The 17,387-nt window shown below is 61.4% G+C and carries 17 protein-coding genes; 15 read left to right on the top strand and 2 right to left on the bottom strand.

Annotation, left to right across the window (positions count from 1 at the left end):
- The first annotated feature begins 21 nt into the window (after positions 1-21).
- The 6 genes from LOZ77_RS03240 to LOZ77_RS03265 all read left to right on the top strand — a co-directional run bounded on the left by LOZ77_RS03240 (position 22) and on the right by LOZ77_RS03265 (position 4,928).
- Positions 22-426, top strand: a complete 405-nt coding sequence (locus LOZ77_RS03240) for a hypothetical protein (RefSeq protein WP_230280770.1) — start codon at positions 22-24, stop codon at positions 424-426.
- Positions 427-431: 5 nt separating this feature from the next.
- Positions 432-806, top strand: a complete 375-nt coding sequence (locus LOZ77_RS03245; RefSeq protein WP_230280771.1) for a hypothetical protein — start codon at positions 432-434, stop codon at positions 804-806.
- 93 nt (positions 807-899) lie between these two features.
- The gene (locus LOZ77_RS03250) at positions 900-2,108 is read left to right on the top strand and encodes a PLP-dependent aspartate aminotransferase family protein (RefSeq protein ID WP_230280772.1); all 1,209 of its coding nucleotides are present in this window, start codon (positions 900-902) and stop codon (positions 2,106-2,108) included.
- Between the two features lie 69 nt (positions 2,109-2,177).
- Positions 2,178-3,545, top strand: coding sequence for a sensor histidine kinase (locus LOZ77_RS03255; protein WP_230280773.1), 1,368 nt, complete (start codon positions 2,178-2,180; stop codon positions 3,543-3,545).
- Positions 3,546-3,633: 88 nt separating this feature from the next.
- The gene (gene apaG, locus LOZ77_RS03260; protein ID WP_230281756.1) at positions 3,634-4,035 is read left to right on the top strand and encodes a Co2+/Mg2+ efflux protein ApaG; all 402 of its coding nucleotides are present in this window, start codon (positions 3,634-3,636) and stop codon (positions 4,033-4,035) included.
- A gap of 83 nt (positions 4,036-4,118) precedes the next feature.
- Positions 4,119-4,928, top strand: a complete 810-nt coding sequence (locus LOZ77_RS03265) for a LysR family transcriptional regulator (protein WP_230280774.1) — start codon at positions 4,119-4,121, stop codon at positions 4,926-4,928.
- On the opposite strand, the gene LOZ77_RS03270 is transcribed toward LOZ77_RS03265, so the two are convergent.
- Positions 4,925-6,052 (bottom strand): hypothetical protein, encoded by a 1,128-nt coding sequence (locus LOZ77_RS03270; RefSeq protein WP_230280775.1) that lies wholly within the window; start codon positions 6,050-6,052, stop codon positions 4,925-4,927. The two genes, LOZ77_RS03265 and LOZ77_RS03270, sit on opposite strands and share 4 nt — an antisense overlap.
- A 123-nt stretch (positions 6,053-6,175) precedes the next feature.
- On the opposite strand from LOZ77_RS03270, the gene LOZ77_RS03275 reads away from it, so the two are divergent.
- The gene (locus LOZ77_RS03275) at positions 6,176-7,495 is read left to right on the top strand and encodes an AAA family ATPase (protein WP_230280776.1); all 1,320 of its coding nucleotides are present in this window, start codon (positions 6,176-6,178) and stop codon (positions 7,493-7,495) included.
- A 100-nt stretch (positions 7,496-7,595) separates the two neighbouring features.
- On the opposite strand, the gene LOZ77_RS03280 is transcribed toward LOZ77_RS03275, so the two are convergent.
- The gene (locus tag LOZ77_RS03280) at positions 7,596-8,678 is read right to left on the bottom strand and encodes an IS5 family transposase (protein ID WP_095387427.1); all 1,083 of its coding nucleotides are present in this window, start codon (positions 8,676-8,678) and stop codon (positions 7,596-7,598) included.
- Between the two features lie 156 nt (positions 8,679-8,834).
- Between LOZ77_RS03280 and LOZ77_RS03285 the strand changes: the two genes are divergently transcribed.
- The 8 genes from LOZ77_RS03285 (at position 8,835) to rplC (ending at position 17,385) form a co-directional block, all read left to right on the top strand.
- On the top strand, positions 8,835-9,065 hold the full coding sequence (locus LOZ77_RS03285; RefSeq protein ID WP_230280777.1) for a hypothetical protein: 231 nt from the start codon (positions 8,835-8,837) through the stop codon (positions 9,063-9,065).
- 78 nt (positions 9,066-9,143) lie between these two features.
- Positions 9,144-10,493 carry an IS1380 family transposase gene (locus LOZ77_RS03290; RefSeq protein ID WP_169749280.1) on the top strand — a complete coding sequence of 450 codons (1,350 nt, stop codon included), beginning with the start codon at positions 9,144-9,146 and terminating at the stop codon, positions 10,491-10,493.
- Positions 10,494-11,282: 789 nt separating this feature from the next.
- Positions 11,283-11,654, top strand: a complete 372-nt coding sequence (rpsL, locus tag LOZ77_RS03295; RefSeq protein WP_230280778.1) for a 30S ribosomal protein S12 — start codon at positions 11,283-11,285, stop codon at positions 11,652-11,654.
- Between the two features lie 134 nt (positions 11,655-11,788).
- Positions 11,789-12,259, top strand: coding sequence for a 30S ribosomal protein S7 (gene rpsG / locus LOZ77_RS03300; RefSeq protein WP_230280779.1), 471 nt, complete (start codon positions 11,789-11,791; stop codon positions 12,257-12,259).
- Between the two features lie 173 nt (positions 12,260-12,432).
- On the top strand, positions 12,433-14,526 hold the full coding sequence (fusA, locus tag LOZ77_RS03305) for an elongation factor G (RefSeq protein WP_230280780.1): 2,094 nt from the start codon (positions 12,433-12,435) through the stop codon (positions 14,524-14,526).
- 109 nt (positions 14,527-14,635) lie between these two features.
- Positions 14,636-15,826: an elongation factor Tu gene (gene tuf, locus LOZ77_RS03310; RefSeq protein ID WP_230280781.1), complete on the top strand. Its 1,191-nt coding sequence runs from the start codon at positions 14,636-14,638 to the stop codon at positions 15,824-15,826.
- Positions 15,827-16,002: 176 nt separating this feature from the next.
- Positions 16,003-16,314: a 30S ribosomal protein S10 gene (gene rpsJ, locus LOZ77_RS03315; RefSeq protein ID WP_066775157.1), complete on the top strand. Its 312-nt coding sequence runs from the start codon at positions 16,003-16,005 to the stop codon at positions 16,312-16,314.
- A gap of 294 nt (positions 16,315-16,608) precedes the next feature.
- Complete coding sequence (gene rplC / locus LOZ77_RS03320) at positions 16,609-17,385, top strand: 50S ribosomal protein L3 (RefSeq protein WP_230280782.1); 777 nt, start codon at positions 16,609-16,611, stop codon at positions 17,383-17,385.
- Positions 17,386-17,387: the final 2 nt, after the last annotated feature.

Raw genomic sequence — 17,387 nt, forward strand, 5'->3', positions numbered from 1 at the left:
AGGGCAGGACAGTTGCAACGCGTGCTCGACAGGATGGGTTGCGGCGCATGGCCGTGGACCCTGCGCGCATATGTGGCGTTTGCTTTTGTCGCGCCGCTATTGGCACTGGCGATTACACAGCCCCGCTTTTACCCGCAAACCTCGCTGGCGGGGGTGGCCTATGTGGCGGCGGCCCTGCTGTTCGTCGCCACACAGAACGATTGGGTGCGCTTTACGATCAGCGGGGTGCATTTCATTTTCTCTGGCTTGGTTTTGTACGGAATTGTCTTCATTCTGCCTGACCGCACGCCCGACGCGCTGTTTCCGCTGCGCGCAATCCTGATTTTTGGCGCGACATTGGTGACTACGGCGCTGCTGTGGCATGCCGATACGGGCCGCTGGGTGCATGGCGGGCGATTGCAGGGCAAACATCGGGAGTTGCGATGAGTCTGATGCCGGAACGGACGATTGCGGGCGACATGCCATGGACAGTGCAAGCCCATGTCGCGCTGGCGCTTGCGGCCGTTGTGACGGGTGTGTGGCTCGACCATGACGGGCTCGACCTGCACGAAGCCGCATTCGCTCTGTTCTATATTTCCGTGACCGCTGGTTATGTCCGTTTGCGCGCGAACTGGGCCGGTTTTGCGATGGCGGGCTTTCATCTGGTCACGCTGGGGCTGGGGATTATGGCGTTCTGGCTTGTCCCGCCGGAACTGGCTGCCGACCAGTGGGTCATCGCGCGGGGTGCTCTTGTCATTTTCGTCAGCCTTGCAATTCTGCTGCTGCAATGCACTCCCCCAACGCGATACTGGGTTGACCGCCGCTAAGGGCAGGATCGCGACTTATCGTCCAACTTGGTCCCGATCGCGCATAAACTGCGATTGTCATGCGTGCAGTGCGCGTCTAACCGCTTGGCCATTATGAAACGCACCACCGGAACCGACCGCTCGATCACCCGCAACTGGCGTCCCGCCACCAAGGCCGTGCGCGCCGGCACATGGCGCAGCGAAATGGGCGAGACGAGCGAGGCGATGTTCCTCACCTCGGGCTATAGCTATGACGATGCGGCGACCCCTGCCGCGCGCTTTGCGGGCGAGGAGGCGGGGATGACCTATTCGCGCCTGCAGAACCCCACGGTCGCCATGCTGGAAGAACGCATTGCGATTATGGAGGGGGCAGAGGCATGCCGCACGCAGGCATCGGGCATGGCCGCGATGACCGCCGCGCTGCTGTGCCAGCTGTCGGCAGGCGATCACGTCGTCGCCGCGCGCGCCGCATTCGGTTCGTGCCGCTGGCTGGTCGACGATCTGCTGCCGCGCTTTGGCATTACCGGCACGACCATCGATGCGACCGACAATGAAGCGTGGGAGGCTGCGATTCGGCCCAACACCAGGGTGTTCTTCTTCGAAACCCCGGCCAATCCCACGCTCGACATCGTCGACCTCGAATATGTCTGCGGCCTTGCCAGGGCGCATGGCATCACCACCGTGGTCGACAATGCGTTTTGCACGCCGGTCATGCAGCGGCCGATGGAATTCGGCGCCGACGTGATCGCCTATTCCGCGACGAAGCTGATGGACGGGCAGGGCCGCGTGCTGGCGGGGGCCGTTTGCGGTTCGGAAGAATTCATCAATGAAAAGCTGTTGCCGTTCCAGCGCAATACCGGCCCCAACCTGTCGCCCTTCAACGCATGGGTGGTGCTGAAGGGGCTGGAAACGCTGGAGCTTCGCGCGCGCCGCCAGTGCGATAATGCGCTGAAGATCGGGCAGTTCATGGAAAGCCGCGTGCCGCAGATCAAGCACCCCGGCCTTGCCAGCCATCCGCGCCACGAAATGGCGATGAAACAGATGGATATGCCCGGCTGCATCTTCTCCTTCGTGCTCGACGGCGGGCGCGAGGCTGCGCATGCGCTGCTGGACAATCTGCAATTGATCGATATCTCCAACAATATCGGCGATGCACGGTCGCTGATGTGCCATCCGGCATCGACCACCCATCATTCGGTCGGACCGGAAAAGCGCGCCGAAATGGGTGTGGACGAGGGGATGTTGCGGTTCAATGTGGGCCTTGAAGACGCCGACGATCTTATCGAGGATATCGACCGGGCACTCTCGGCCATCGGCCTGTAAGGGCGTGTTTTCAGCCAAGGACGGGGCCGTCGGCGCAAGTCCGGCACCCCGCCGCACGGGATCGCGATAATGCCGATATTGGGAAGCGGCGCGGTCGGCACCCCTGCCGAGGGGCTTCTGGCCGCGATCTTCAACAGCTGCGAGGATGCGATCGTGTCCAAGCGTCTGGACGGCACGATCACCAGCTGGAATCCCGCGGCGGAACGACTGTTCGGCTATAGCGCCGAGGATATCGTCGGCCGTTCGATCCGCATGCTGATCCCCGACGACCGCCAGCATGAAGAAGATCTGATCATCGAACGGATCATGGCGGGGGAGCGGGTGATGCCGTTCCACACGATCCGCCTGCGCAAGGATGGCAGCGAGGTCGAGGTGACCGTCACCGTCTCGCCCGTGCGCGATAGCGATGGCCGCATCGTCGGCGCCAGCAAGTTCGCGCGCGAGCTGGGCGAGCTGGACCTTGCCCGCAAGGCGCTGGCCGAAAGCGAAAACCGCTTTGCCATGCTGGCCGACAATATCTCCCAGCTGGCATGGATCGCCGACGCCGACGGGTCGATTTTCTGGTATAACCGGCGCTGGTTCTATTTTACCGGCACCACGCTAGACGAAATGAAGGGCTGGGGCTGGAAATCGGTTCACCACCCAGATCATCTTGGCCGCGTGGTCGATAAATACAGCCGCGCCATCGTCAGCGGAGAGCCATGGGAAGATACTTTCCCGCTGCGCCGCCACGACGGCGTTTACCGCTGGTTCCTGTCGCGCGCGCGCCCCATCACGGGCGCTGACGGCAAGATCGAATATTGGTTCGGCACCAATACCGACATCACCGAACAGCGCGAACAAAGCGACGCGATCGAGGTTTTGCTGCGCGAGGTGAACCACCGGTCCAAGAATATGCTGACGCTGATCATGGCGCTGGCGCGGCGGTCGGCACCGGGGAACGAGGAATTCCTGAAACGCTTTACCCGCCGGATACAGGCGCTGGCCGCCAATCAGGACCTGCTGGTCAAGCGCGCATGGGGCAGCGTGTCGGTGGCCGATCTGGTCGAGGCGCAGCTGGCCTTTGCCATCGATCTGGCCGGAACCGCCCTGTCGCACGAGGGGCCCAAGGTGAATATCGGCGCGCGCGCGGCGGAAACGCTTGGCCTTGCCTTGCACGAACTGGCGACCAATGCGCTGAAATATGGCGCGCTGTCGCAGGATAGGGGCGTGGGCAGGGTTACGGTGCGATGGGACACGGCGGACGGACGGTTCCGTTTCAGCTGGAGCGAAAGCGGCGGGCCGCCCGTGACCCCGCCCGAACGCGAAGGATTCGGCAGCGCGGTGATCCGCGACATTCCGGCGGCTTCGCTGGGCGCGGATGTGACGCTGGACTATCCGCCAGAAGGGCTTCGCTGGACACTGGACGCACCGCTGGAGGCGGTTCGGGCGGGGTAGGGCGACTGCCCGCGATCGACGTATCTGTTCACAATTCCCGCCCGCCAATTGCACGAACAGGCGAAACGGGCCTAGCCTGCCCTTCATGATAGAGCAGCTTTTCGAACATGCCGCGATATCGAACGGCATCACGGTGCGGGTCAGCGCCAGCTTCCTGCCGGAACAATCCGAAGTGTCCGAAGGGCACTGGTTCTGGGCCTATCACATCCGCATCGAAAACCACGGCGACGAACCGGCGCAGCTGGTCACCCGCCACTGGCGCATCACCGATGCGGCGGGCCGCGTCAGCATCGTGACGGGCGATGGCGTGGTCGGCGAACAGCCGCGCCTGTTGCCGGGCCGAAGCCATGATTACGTATCGGGCTGCCCGCTGGAAACGCCGCACGGCACGATGGAAGGCAGCTACAGCTTCCGCCGCGACGACGGCACCATCTTTGACGCCGCGATCCCGTTCTTTCCGCTTGCGGCGCCTGCCACCGCGCAGCGGTAATTGGGGCCACCGCCCAGCGATAGGGCGCTAACCCTTCCAATACATTGCCCAATCGGGCGCGGCGCATTATCAGCATGGGCACGATGAAGCGCACCCATCTCCCCCTTAACGGCCTGCGCGTGCTCGATGCCGCGGCCCGCCATCTGTCCTTTACCCGCGCGGCGGACGAACTGGCGGTGACCCCTGCCGCCGTCGGGCAACAGATCCGCGCGCTGGAGGATTTGCTGGGCGTCGTCCTGTTCCGCCGCACGCCCAAGGGGCTGGAACTGACGGACGAGGCGATCGCCGGCCTCGATTCGCTGCGCAGCGGTTTCCTGCGGTTCGAGGAAGCGGTCCACGCGATGCAGGCGGGCCAGTCGAGCCACAAGTTCACCTTTGCCGCCCCGCGCGACTTTTTCGGCGCATGGTTCGCCCGCCGCCTTGCCGCCTATCGCGCCGCCTTTCCCGACACGCGCTTCCACATGGCGGGCGGCCACGATACCGATTTCACCGAAGCCAATCTCGATTTCGCGGTTCGCCTGATCGACAGCCCGGGCGAGCTGGAGGGCGTGCCCCTGTCCCCCGGCAAAAGCATCGAGGTCGCCGCCCCCGGCGCGCCCGACAGCTGGATATCATGGCCCGGCAGTCCCGCTGGCAAGGACGGCGACGATGCCGAAGCCGCACTGCGCGTGGGTGCGACCGGTCAGGCGTTGTCGGCGGTGCTGGGCGGCATGGGCCGCGCCGTGCTGCCGCTGCAACTGGTGGAGCACGAGATTGAGACGGGCCAGCTGATCGCCCTGTCGGATGTGGCGGACACGCGCGCCACATACTGGCTGGTCGCCCCGCGCCCGCAATGGCGGCAGAAAAAGGTGAAGGCGCTGGTCGATTTCCTGACCGCCCAGACTAAGCCCTAATCCGCGAAACCGTCCTCCGGCAATTCCCCTGCCTTGCGGGCCTCGGCGCGGCGCATCTGTTCGCGGGCGCGGTCCAGCTTTTCGTTGATGCTGTCGATCACGTCCTGCTCGCTCATTTCCTCTGGCGCAGGGCGCAGCGCGGGCGGGCCGTACCGCGCGGCGCGGCGGTTGCGCAAAAGGAACATCACCAGCCCCTCGTTATGCACGCGATATTCGCCGATGATCTCGCCCCGCGCGACGATGGGGCGCAACTCTCCCTCGATCGCGCGGGCAAGAGCGGTGTCCTCCAGCCTTGCGATGCCAAGGTCGATGGCCTTTTCCCACGCGGCGGCGAATTCCTCGGCCCCGCCGCGGGCGCGCAGATTGTATAAAGCCTCGACACTCGCGCCGATGGCCCGCGCGGCCTGCGTTACCGATCCGCTGGCGGCCAGCGCCGCGATAAAGGCGCGCTGCCGGTCCGGCGTGATCGAATTCCTGCGCGGGCAGCGATGAAGGAAGGGGCGAAAGCCCAGCAGCGGATCGTCGGGATGCGGCTCCGGCCCCGTAAAGGCGGCACGGCTGGTCCGCCGCGACGGACGCGCCGACCGGCTGGCAAGATGGCCCGAATGATCGGAATACGCGTCGGCGGAATGCGGAAGGGCGGAGTTCGGGGCGGCGGAATAGGCACCGGAAGACTGCACCGACGGATCGGGCGGCGACAGCCGGAACGCATGCGGCACATGGCCCGTATGTCCGTCCGCCCCATCCGGCCCGCGCGCGTCCCGATCCCGCGGGTCCTGTTCCAAGCGGGCCTGCTCCAGTCGGGCCTGCTCCAGCCGCTGGCGCTCCATCCGGTTCTTGTCCCTGCGGCGTGCCGAGCGGGCCTTGCGCGCCGCCTCGCACCCGCGCGCCGCATCCCATGCCGCGCGAAAGCTTTGGCCCCCCTTCGGGTTCTGGCCTTTCGGGGAATAGCGCAGTTTCTCCAGCGCCGCGACGCTGACCCCCACTTCCTCGGCCGCCTCTGCCACAAGCCCCGTCCGCGCCAGCGCCGCAATAAACTGCCGCTGGCGTGCGGGCGTTAGCTTCCTTCGCGCGCGAGGGACGGGGGTGAAGGGGAATTCGGGCGGCGGCGTTGTGTCGGACATGCGGGCGCTCCTGCTGGGTGAGGGGCGCTTGGGGATATTGGGGGGAGGGGGTGTAGGAAAATAAAAGTCCTTTGGGATAAGGCAGTAGCCAATCGCCCGAAGAGCAATCTGGAATTTGATCTAATGGACATAATTACCTCACGCACCGGCAATACGCCCTTACGGTTTGAGCGGATTAATGTGCTTCTTGGATCAAATGGCACAGGAAAATCAAAGCTATTACAGGAATTAAGGGGGCAAATACCTAACATACTACCTGATCACAAAATTATAAATATTGAGGGTGGTCGTGCACTTACGATGTACGATAGTCTTGAATTAAATGCGCAAAACTTCAATAAATACCGGTCATATGACACAACATTTAGTCAATACTCTAAAAAGAGAGCTGGAACATTGCAGAGCCGGCTTTTTGATGGACTCAAGACATTAGAATTGTTGGCTGAAAATTCGCGAATAGAGCATTCCGATCGTGTAATGGAATGGTTGAAGGTTAATCCGGGGCGATCTGCTGACGAGGTGCCTCGGCGGCCTCTTGACCCAATGAGTCGTGTATTTGAAGCGTTCAACGATATATTTCCCACTATAACATTGCAGTATTCAGCGAGTGACAAGAGACTTCGATGTAATAAGGGTCAGCATAGATATGGACCAACTTCGCTCTCTGATGGAGAGAAGCAAGTTTTCTCAGTTCTTGTTGATGTTGTAGAGTTGGCTGAGGAGAAGTCGATATTATTCATAGACGAGCCAGAGTTAAATTTGCACCCTGGGCTAGCGAACAGATTGTGGTCGTCAATTGAAAGTATGTTGCCGCAATCGATGTTTGTATACGCGACGCATAGCGTCAGTTTCGCTATGCGCGATTCAGTAGAATACCTCTATGTTCTCAGCAACAGCAATGAAAACATCCAACAGATTGATAATCTAGATGAATTGTCAAAATCTGAGCAAGAGGAACTTTTAGGTAACATAACTTCCTTATTATCCAATAAGAAGTCACTAGTAGTTGAAGGTCAAGATGAATCCTTTGACTCAATATTCTACAATTTTATTTTGGGTGATAGCGAGATTGCGCCGTCCTCGGTAGGTGGGTGCGAAGATGTAATTGCAATCGTTTCGCGTTCTGGCAAATGGAATAGAATTTCACCGGATGTGCGGGTGGTCGGAGTTGTTGACCGGGATTACAAATCAGACGCTGAGATTGCTGAGATTGAAGGACCGACGCTCTTTGTGTTGGAATACCATGAAGCTGAAAGTTATTTGTGTGAGCCTGATTTAGTTCGGACGTTAGCTGAGCGGTTGGGGACTGTGGAAAGTATCCCAAGTTCAGACGAGATTTCATTTAAGATAATTTCTTTCGTTCGTCAAAATAAGCTGCAAATTGTCGCACGACGAATCTCAAGTAAGCTGGACACCTCGAAGAACCCAGTGATTTTATCGTGATCGCGTCAAAACGGGGCCCGAAGGCATTAAGGGCTTTGCTGTTTGCCCAATTTCCGGATGATTTTGATGTTTCCGGCACCTCCTTGGGGCCGTTTTGATGTCATGCAGACGCAGTTCGCCCCTCAAGCCATACCAGGCGTTGGAAGTTGTAGACCAGGTTGGCCATGCCGATCTTGATGGTGGCGCGGGCGATACCGATAGTGCGCACGACGAGACCCATCCGGTGCTTCTGCCCGGCGAACACATGCTCGACCTGCGCGCGGATTTTGGATCGCTTGGTGTTGGCCTTGGCGATCCGCTCGGGCATGGGCCGCATCGGCTTGCGCCTCTGGTGGATATGGCTCTTGAACATGCCGGCGGTGAGGAACGCTTCGTTCTTCTTCGACCGGTAAGCGGTATCCGCCCAGACGCCCGAGCCGGTATTGCCCTTGCTGATCAGGTCGGGCAGCCGCGCCCCGTCATGGGCGTTGGCGGCGCTGGCACCCCAGGTACGGATCAGACCGTGGGCCTTGTCGATGCCGATATGATTTTTGTAGCCGAACATCGGGATAGCGAGATCGACGGGCTTCGCTGCCTTGGGATCGGTCCCCTCGCGGACCTTGGCTTTGCTGTACTTGATCGACCAACGCGCATCCCTGTCCTTCTGTCGCGCCTTGGCCGGCTTCCAGTCCTCGGGGATGCGCCCTTCCTTGATGGCGGTCTTCTCGGCCTCGGTGTTACGTTGCTTGGGCGCCGGGACCACCGTAGCGTCGATGATCTGCCCGCCCATGGCAAGATAGCCGCGATCCTTGAGCGCAGTGTCGAAGCGGGCGAAGAGTTTATCGATCGCCTTGGCCTGGACCAGGCGCTCACGGAACAACCACACCGTCGTCGCATCCGGCACGGTGCCGTCGAGGCCGAGGCCCAGGAAGCGCTGGAACGACAGCCGGTCCTTAATCTGGAACTCCGTCGCCTCGTCTGACAGCGAGTAAAGCGCCTGAAGCACCAAGATCTTGAACATCAGCACCGGGTCGAACGGCGGCCGCCCGCCCTTGCCGCGAACGCTGCGTCGAAGCGCTGCCACTAGCGGCCCGCGGAAAACCTCGAAGTCAACCACCGCCGCCAAGCGCTCCAGCGGATCGCCCGCCGCACTCAGCGCTTCATAACGGTCCGAAAGATCAAAGAAACCGGGCTGTCCCGCCATCACTGCCTCCGCCGTATCACCGGCGAAGTGAATCAAATCTACACCTCAAAGACCAGAGTTTTTCGAGGTGTCCAGCTGTCCCTTAGGCTTGGTGTTTCCGTTCCATCGACCGCGCTCAAGAGGGTAAATAATGACACGGATTTGCGACGGCTTCTTATGCAGGACGTCGAGCGCCAGAGGGCGCATGTTACCAAAGCTTATGATCCATCATATATTGAAAAATTAATTGCAGAAGAGACATCAGGTTTACAGGCGGCGATTGAACTACAAGATATATCTAAGCTCTTGCGGTATGCCCCAGGAAAGGAACTGCTTGGTAGTCTGTCCAAGTCTATAGCCCGTCTTATTCACGGGGTTGGCTACGAAGGGTTGGCGGGAGTGGCATAAGCCTCTGATCTGAATTAGGAACTGGGTGTCTACACCGGCCCTGCTGCAGGGCAGAAAATGCCACAGGCCACACCCGCCATGAACGACGATATCGCAAGCCCCTTCCGATTCCCAGCGGTCGACCGCAAGAAAGTCACAGCCGCGTTCGACGGTGGTCGGCTCACTTCGGACGGCGGCGTTCTGTTGCTGTCGCAGGCCGAGCGCGCGATGGGTATCTGCCAGCGGCTTGCGACTTGCATTGCCGATCCGCGCGATCCTGCCCGGGTGATCCATCGCCTCGACGACATCCTGCGTGCCCGCGTGTTCGCGATCGCCTGCGGCTATGAGGATGCCGACGATCTCGATGCCCTGCGCGACGATCCGGGCTTCCGCCTGGCCCTGGGCAAGCTGCCGGGATCGGGCGCGGGGCTGGCCAGCCAACCGACGATGAGCCGGTGGGAGAATGCACCGATCACGCGCGAGTTGGCGAAGATGCTGGCCGCGATGATCGACATCTACTGCGCCAGCTATCCGGCCCCGCCGGCGGCGGTGACGCTGGATATCGATGATACCTGCGATGTCGTCCATGGCTATCAGCAGTTGTCGTTCTGGAATGGTCATCATGGCGAGCGTTGCTTCCTGCCGATCCATGTCTACGACACCGCCACTGGCCGGCCGGTGGCGATGCTGCTGCGCACCGGCAAGACACCGTCTGGTGTTGAAGCTGCCGGTCACATCCGGCGCCTCGTGCGCCACATCCGCCGGCAATGGCCCGAAACGCACATCACCATCCGCGGCGACGGGCACTATGGGCGGCCCGAGGTCATGGCCGTCTGCGAGGGTTGCGGCGTCGACTACGTGTTCGGCCTGCCGACCAACGCCGTGCTACGCGCCGATCCCGAAATCGTCGTTGCCGCCGATGCCTGTGCGGTCAAACGCGCTCAGCGCCAGTACCCGGTCCTGCGCACCTATGCCGAGACCCGCTACGGGGCCAAAAGCTGGAAGTGCCAGCGCCGCGTCGTCGCCCGGATCGAGGCCAGTACGATGGGCATGGACATCCGCTATGTCGTCACTTCGCTGACCGAAGGCTCGGCCGAGCACATCTATGATACGCTCTACTGCGCGCGCGGTCAGGCCGAAAACCTGATCAAGCTGCACAAGACCCAGCTGGCCAGCGATCGCACCTCGTGCCGCTCTCCCAACGCCAATCAGATGCGCCTCATCCTGCACACCGCCGCATACTGGCTCCTGTGGCGCATTCAGCAGGAAATCCCCAAGGCAGCCTCGCTCGCGACCGCCGAGTTCGCAACGTTGCGCCTCAGGCTGCTCAAGGTCGCTGCCCGCGTCATTGAGAGCGCCACTCGCATCCGTGTCGCCTTCGCGTCAGCCTGTCCCGATGCCTCCGTTTTGAAAGCCATCGCCACCAATCTCAGGCCTGCACCTACTTAGGCGGTGCGGCTGTGCCGCCGAACTCCGAGCTCCATTCCATCAACCTCGAAAAGCCCATTGATCCTGACGCGGTGAAAAATGCCGTCGAAGACGCTCGCCCGGACTACGCCGCCAACGTCAGATCAAGGCCCATCCACTTCGCTGCTGCGGCCTCATGAATAAACCGGGATAGGATGCGTCGATACGAACTCTGTCGCTCGCGCAGCTCGCACGCATTTGTTAGTTGAAGAATTTGAGAGCCTTCGTGACCTAAGGGCAAAACTGCGACCGGCTTTCCAAACTATATCGTGAGCCTTGACCCACACCCCGAATCCCCCTAAGGGCCGCGCCAACCGCTATCGGGGCTAACCCCCTACCGGCGGATAGAGCTGAACATTGCCGGTGAGTGAAGGTGGGCCGAACAGGTCCGGGCTTTGTTATCCGTCAAAGTAACCCGGCTGGACCCGGGTGGAGCGTTTCGGTTCGTGCGGCGATCGCCAGGGGTAGGGCCTTTTAAGGCCAGATGCCCTTTTCGCGTTTCCGGCACGGTCCTTCCTCCATCCACGGCAATCCATACGGCGGCTCGCAAGGACGAGTTTTCGCCGCTCTCGTCATGCGCCTCGGTGCAGACCTGTTCGGCAAGAGTGATTTCGCCGCTCGACCCCATCCACACGGTGCGGGGAAGGGCGGAACCTCATCAGTAAAAGTGGGAGCCACTTTTACGCCCGGATGAGGTGACCCCGAACGGGAAACCTCCCGTTCGGAAAAGTGACGCCGGGCCGCAAGGCCCGGAAACAAGGAACGTATAATATGCCGACTATCAACCAGCTGATCCGCAAGGGTCGCGAGCCGCAGAAGGCCAAGTCCAAGGTCCCTGCGATGGAGCAGAACCCGCAGAAGCGCGGCGTTTGCACCCGCGTTTACACCACCACGCCGAAGAAGCCGAACTCGGCACTTCGCAAGGTGGCCAAGGTGCGCCTGACCAATGGCCGCGAAGTCATCAGCTATATCCCCGGCGAAGGCCACAACCTGCAGGAGCACTCGGTCGTGCTGATCCGCGGCGGCCGTGTGCGCGACCTTCCCGGTGTGCGCTATCACGTGCTGCGCGGCGTTCTCGACACGCAGGGCGTGAAGGATCGCAAGCAGTCCCGTTCGAAGTACGGCGCCAAGCGTCCGAAGTAATAGACCCGGCGGCGGTCCACTCCCCCACCCGGACACCCTTGCGAGGGTATCCTTTGGGTGGCCGGGTGGGGGAGTGGGCCGGCGTCGCAGGACGCTTACGTATGTAAGCGGCCACTCCGAAGGAGTTCAAGAAAATGTCACGTCGTCGTCGTCCCGAAAAGCGGGTCATCCTGCCCGATCCCAAGTTTGGCGATCAGGTTCTGTCGAAGTTCATGAACAACCTCATGCTCGACGGCAAGAAGTCGACCGCAGAGCGCATCGTTTACGGCGCGCTGGAAACCGTGGAAACCAAGGCCAAGACCGATCCGGTCCAGCTGTTCCACGACGCGCTGGGCAACATCATGCCGCAGATCGAAGTGCGCAGCCGCCGCGTCGGCGGTGCGACCTATCAGGTTCCGGTCGAGGTTCGCCCCGAACGTGCGCAGGCGCTGGCCATCCGCTGGCTGATCACTGCGGCGCGCAACCGCCCCGAAACCACCATGGCGGCACGTCTGTCGGGTGAACTGCTCGACGCTTCGAACAACCGCGGCAACGCCGTGAAGAAGCGCGAAGACACCCACCGCATGGCCGACGCGAACCGCGCGTTCAGCCACTACCGCTGGTAAGACCTGTGCAAAGACGCCCGTTTCCGACCTGTTTGGGGAAATGGGCGTCTTTCGCCGGTCACATTTATCACTATATGGGGCCCATCCGGCTCCGTTGAGAGTCGGCAATAGAGCGGCAGGCAAGCTAACCGTCGCCCCGTTGCAAGCTTCATACTCTTCCCGAGGAATTTTCCATGGCCCGCGAATATCCGCTGGAACGCTACCGCAATATCGGCATCATGGCGCATATCGACGCCGGTAAGACCACCACGACCGAGCGGATCCTGTACTACACCGGCAAGTCCTACAAGATCGGCGAAGTCCACGACGGCGCCGCCACCATGGACTGGATGGAACAGGAACAGGAACGCGGCATCACCATCACGTCGGCCGCGACCACGACCTTCTGGGCCGCCGAAGACGGCCAGGGCCCGAAGCACCGCATCAACATCATCGACACCCCCGGCCACGTTGACTTCACCATCGAAGTCGAACGCTCGCTGCGCGTGCTCGACGGTGCGGTCGCCGTGTTCGACGGCGTTGCTGGCGTCGAACCCCAGTCCGAAACCGTATGGCGCCAGGCCGACAAATACGGCGTGCCGCGGATGTGCTTCATCAACAAGCTGGACCGTACCGGCGCGGATTTCTATTACTGCGTCCAGTCGATCGTCGACCGCCTCGGCGCGACGCCGCTGGTGCTGTATCTCCCGATCGGTGCGGAAAGCGACCTTAAGGGCGTCGTCGATCTGGTGAACAACCGCGGCATCGTCTGGGAAAACGACGGTCTGGGCGCGACGTTCAACTATGTCGATATCCCCGAGGATCTGGCCGACAAGGCCGCCGAATATCGCGAAAAGCTGATCGAAACTGCCGTCGAGCAGGACGATGAGATCATGGAAGCCTATCTCGAAGGCGAAGTTCCCGATGCGGCCACGCTTAAGAAGCTGATCCGCAAGGGCACCATGGCGCGCGACTTCGTTCCCGTGCTGTGCGGTTCGGCCTTCAAGAACAAGGGCGTACAGCCGCTGCTCGACGCAGTGGTCGATTACATGCCGTCGCCGCTCGACGTGCCTGCCATCGAAGGTGTGCTGCCCGACAGCGACGAAAAGGACTCGCGTCCGTCGTCGGACGATGCGCCGTTCTCGGCTCTGGCCTTCAAGATCATGAACGACCCGTTCGTCGGTTCGCTCACCTTCACCCGCATCTATTCGGGCAAGCTCACCAAGGGTTCGGTTCTGAACTCGGTGAAGGACAAGAAGGAAAAGATCGGCCGCATGCTGCTGATGCACTCGAACAACCGCGAGGACATCGATGAAGCGTTCGCAGGCGACATCGTGGCGCTGGCCGGCATGAAGGACACGACCACGGGCGACACGCTGTGCGATCCCGCAAAGCCGATCATCCTTGAGCGTATGGAATTCCCCGAGCCGGTCATCGAACTGTCGGTCGAGCCCAAGACCAAGGCCGACCAGGAAAAGATGGGCGTGGCGCTCAATCGACTGGCTGCCGAGGATCCGAGCTTCCGCGTCACCACCGATCACGAATCGGGCCAGACGATCATCAAGGGCATGGGCGAGCTTCACCTCGACATTCTCGTCGATCGCATGAAGCGCGAATTCAAGGTCGAGGCCAATGTCGGTGCGCCGCAGGTGGCCTACCGCGAATATCTCGCGAAGCCGGTTGACGTCGACTACACCCACAAGAAGCAGTCGGGCGGTTCGGGCCAGTTCGGTCGCGTGAAGGTCAAGGTCACGCCGGGTGAACGCGGTCAGGGCTTTGTCTTTGAAGACAGCATCAAGGGCGGTAACATTCCGAAGGAATATATCCCCGCGATCGAAAAGGGTCTGCGCGAGCAGGCCGAGAGCGGCTATCTGGTCGGCTTCCCGATCATCGACTTCACCGTCGAACTTTACGACGGTGCGTACCACGACGTCGACTCGAGCGCGATCGCGTTCGAAATCGCCGGTCGCGGCGCGATGCGCGAAGTGGCCCAGAAGGCAGGTATCAAGCTGCTCGAACCCATCATGAAGGTCGAGGTCGTTACGCCCGAGGATTACCTTGGTGACGTGATCGGCGATCTTAACTCGCGTCGTGGCCAGATCCAGGGCACCGACTCGCGTGGCAATGCGCAGGCTGTCGAAGCCAATGTGCCGCTGGCCAACATGTTCGGCTATGTGAACGAGCTGCGTTCGTTCACGCAGGGTCGTGCACAGTACACGATGCAGTTCAGCCACTATGACGAGGTCCCGGCAAATGTCGCGGCCGAAGTTAAGGAGAAGCTTGCGTAAGCAGCTTCATCGGTCTAGGGGCGGGCGCCTGATTCACGGGTGCCGGCCTCAAGTCCGCCCAATCATAATCACCGGATCAGCATATCCAGACGAATAGAGGTCTTTGAAAATGGCGAAAGCTAAGTTTGAGCGGAACAAGCCGCACTGCAACATCGGCACCATCGGTCACGTTGACCACGGCAAGACCACGCTGACCGCAGCGATCACCAAGGTGCTCGCTGACGAGTTCGGCGGCGCAGCCGTTGACTTCGCGAACATCGACAAGGCTCCCGAAGAGCGTGAGCGCGGCATCACCATCTCGACCGCACACGTCGAGTACGAAACCGGCGCGCGTCACTACGCACACGTCGACTGCCCGGGCCACGCCGACTATGTGAAGAACATGATCACCGGTGCCGCCCAGATGGACGGCGCGATCCTCGTGGTGAACGCTGCCGACGGCCCGATGCCCCAGACCCGCGAGCACATCCTGCTGGCCCGTCAGGTTGGCGTGCCTGCCCTGGTCGTGTTCATGAACAAGGTCGACCAGGTCGACGATCCGGAGCTGCTGGAACTGGTCGAGCTGGAAATCCGTGAGCTCCTGTCGAGCTACGACTTCCCGGGTGACGATATTCCGATCGTGGCCGGTTCGGCACTGGCCGCTCTGGAAGGTCGCGACGACGAAATCGGCAAGGACAAGATCCTCGAGCTGATGAAGGCCGTCGACGACTACATTCCGCAGCCTGCCCGTCCGGTTGACAAGCCGTTCCTGATGCCCGTCGAAGACGTGTTCTCGATCTCGGGCCGTGGTACGGTTGTGACCGGCCGCGTCGAAACCGGCATCGTGAAGGTGGGTGAGGAAGTCGAGATCGTCGGCCTCAAGGACACCCGCAAGACCACCGTCACCGGCGTTGAAATGTTCCGCAAGCTGCTCGACCAGGGCGAAGCTGGCGACAACATCGGCGCACTGGTTCGCGGCGTTGCCCGTGAAGACGTCGAGCGTGGTCAGGTCCTCTGCAAGCCCGGTTCGGTCAACCCGCACACCGAGTTCAGCGCAGAAGTCTACGTGCTGTCGAAGGACGAAGGTGGCCGTCACACGCCGTTCTTCGCCAACTATCGCCCGCAGTTCTACTTCCGCACCACCGACGTGACCGGCGAAGTGATCCTTCCCGAAGGCACCGAGATGGTCATGCCCGGTGACAATGTCACCATCGGTGTGAAGCTGATCGCTCCGATCGCGATGGACGAAGGTCTGCGTTTCGCAATTCGTGAAGGTGGCCGTACCGTCGGTTCGGGGGTTGTCAGCACCATCACGAAGTAATATAGGCCTGCTCGCCGGCAGGGAGTGATTCTCTGCCGGACAGGTTTTTGAGAGGGGGCCGCCCCTTCCCGGGTAACCGGTGAGGCGGGGCGGGCCTTTCTTTTTTTGAGGCGGGGCACTTTTTCCTCTTTGGGAAGATGGTCCGCTTCTTGGCTCTTTCGCATCGGTAGTTGGACATGGAAGCTCAGAATATCCGCATTCGCCTGAAGGCGTTTGATCATCGCGTTCTCGACACGGCAACGGGTGAGATCGCAGAAACCGCGCGTCGCACGGGCGCGCTTATTCGGGGGCCCATTCCGCTGCCGACGCGTATCGAGAAATTTACCGTGAACCGCGGCCCGCACATCGACAAGAAGTCGCGGGAGCAGTTCGAGGTTCGTACCTACAAGCGGCTGCTCGACATCGTTCAGCCCAACGCCCAGACGGTCGATGCGCTGATGAAGCTCGATCTGGCTGCAGGCGTCAACGTCGAGATCAAGCTGGCCTGATAGGCCGCGGGTCTCGCTGAAGGCCGAAAGGCTTTCGCAAGACATTGGGATACCGCCGGAGCGCCGCTTTCCAAGTGGCATAGGTTCTCCGGGCCGCGTCCCCCGTCTCGCTTCCATCATTCGTGATGGCGGCACTCAGCCCGGACGGGGCGATGCTTACATAATCGGGCTGGAACGGGCTGTGGCGGCGTGTGCTTCCACGGCTCTTCACGCACCCGGGGGTGGTCCCCGACGTGCCTCTGTCACCGGGCCTATGGCGAATGGTCGCTATGCCCATGTTTAGGAGTTTTGATCATGCGCACTGGCGTGATCGCCAAGAAAGTCGGGATGACCCGCCTGTTCCAGGAGGACGGTCGGCACGTGCCTGTTACCGTTCTGGCGCTGGAAGATTGTCAGGTTGTCTCGCACCGCACGCTCGACCGCGACGGCTATGTTGCCGTTCAGCTGGGCGCCGGTGAGGCGAAGCAGAAGAATGTGGCCAAGCCGCAGCGCGAGCATTTCGCGAAGGCTGAGGTTCCGCTCAAGATGAAGGTTGCCGAGTTCCGTCTTGAGGGCGAGGATGGCCTCCTTCCCGTCGGCGCATCGATCTCGGCCGAGCATTTCATTGCCGGCCAGAAGGTGGACATCACCGGGCACACGCAGGGCAAGGGCTTTGCCGGTGCCATGAAGCGTTGGGGCTTCGGCGGTCTGCGCGCATCGCACGGCGTGTCGCTGTCGCACCGTTCGCACGGTTCGACCGGCAACCGCCAGGATCCGGGCAAGGTCTTCAAGAACAAGAAGATGGCCGGTCACATGGGTGACCGCCAGCGTACCCAGCAGAACCTGGAAGTCGTGCGCACTGACGCCGACCGCGGCCTGATCTTCGTCAAGGGCTCGGTGCCCGGAGCGAAGAACGCCTGGCTGCTGGTTTCGGACGCCGTCAAATTGCCTCTTCCCGAAGGCGTGCCGTTCCCCGGCGCCGTGATCGAGAAGAACGCCGTGGCCGCTGCTCAGGAAGCGCCCGTCGAAGCGACCAACAATGACGCCGCAGAGGGCACCACGCCCGACGCCGGCGAGAACAAGGAGGGCTGATC

Source organism: Croceicoccus sp. Ery15, assembly GCF_020985305.1.
Classification (GTDB): domain Bacteria; phylum Pseudomonadota; class Alphaproteobacteria; order Sphingomonadales; family Sphingomonadaceae; genus Croceicoccus.

What these genes read in the sequence shown, in the direction of transcription:
- LOZ77_RS03245 (WP_230280771.1), top strand. Translation starts at nt 432, where the DNA reads ATGCCGGAACGGACGATTGCGGGCGACATGCCATGGACAGTGCAAGCC.
- LOZ77_RS03250 (WP_230280772.1), top strand. Translation starts at nt 900, where the DNA reads ATGAAACGCACCACCGGAACCGACCGCTCGATCACCCGCAACTGGCGT.
- LOZ77_RS03255 (WP_230280773.1), top strand. Translation starts at nt 2,178, where the DNA reads ATGCCGATATTGGGAAGCGGCGCGGTCGGCACCCCTGCCGAGGGGCTT.
- LOZ77_RS03265 (WP_230280774.1), top strand. Translation starts at nt 4,119, where the DNA reads ATGAAGCGCACCCATCTCCCCCTTAACGGCCTGCGCGTGCTCGATGCC.
- LOZ77_RS03270 (WP_230280775.1), bottom strand. Translation starts at nt 6,052, where the DNA reads ATGTCCGACACAACGCCGCCGCCCGAATTCCCCTTCACCCCCGTCCCT.
- LOZ77_RS03275 (WP_230280776.1), top strand. Translation starts at nt 6,176, where the DNA reads ATGGACATAATTACCTCACGCACCGGCAATACGCCCTTACGGTTTGAG.
- LOZ77_RS03280 (WP_095387427.1), bottom strand. Translation starts at nt 8,678, where the DNA reads ATGGCGGGACAGCCCGGTTTCTTTGATCTTTCGGACCGTTATGAAGCG.
- LOZ77_RS03285 (WP_230280777.1), top strand. Translation starts at nt 8,835, where the DNA reads ATGCAGGACGTCGAGCGCCAGAGGGCGCATGTTACCAAAGCTTATGAT.
- LOZ77_RS03290 (WP_169749280.1), top strand. Translation starts at nt 9,144, where the DNA reads ATGAACGACGATATCGCAAGCCCCTTCCGATTCCCAGCGGTCGACCGC.
- rpsL (WP_230280778.1), top strand. Translation starts at nt 11,283, where the DNA reads ATGCCGACTATCAACCAGCTGATCCGCAAGGGTCGCGAGCCGCAGAAG.
- rpsG (WP_230280779.1), top strand. Translation starts at nt 11,789, where the DNA reads ATGTCACGTCGTCGTCGTCCCGAAAAGCGGGTCATCCTGCCCGATCCC.
- fusA (WP_230280780.1), top strand. Translation starts at nt 12,433, where the DNA reads ATGGCCCGCGAATATCCGCTGGAACGCTACCGCAATATCGGCATCATG.
- tuf (WP_230280781.1), top strand. Translation starts at nt 14,636, where the DNA reads ATGGCGAAAGCTAAGTTTGAGCGGAACAAGCCGCACTGCAACATCGGC.
- rpsJ (WP_066775157.1), top strand. Translation starts at nt 16,003, where the DNA reads ATGGAAGCTCAGAATATCCGCATTCGCCTGAAGGCGTTTGATCATCGC.
- rplC (WP_230280782.1), top strand. Translation starts at nt 16,609, where the DNA reads ATGCGCACTGGCGTGATCGCCAAGAAAGTCGGGATGACCCGCCTGTTC.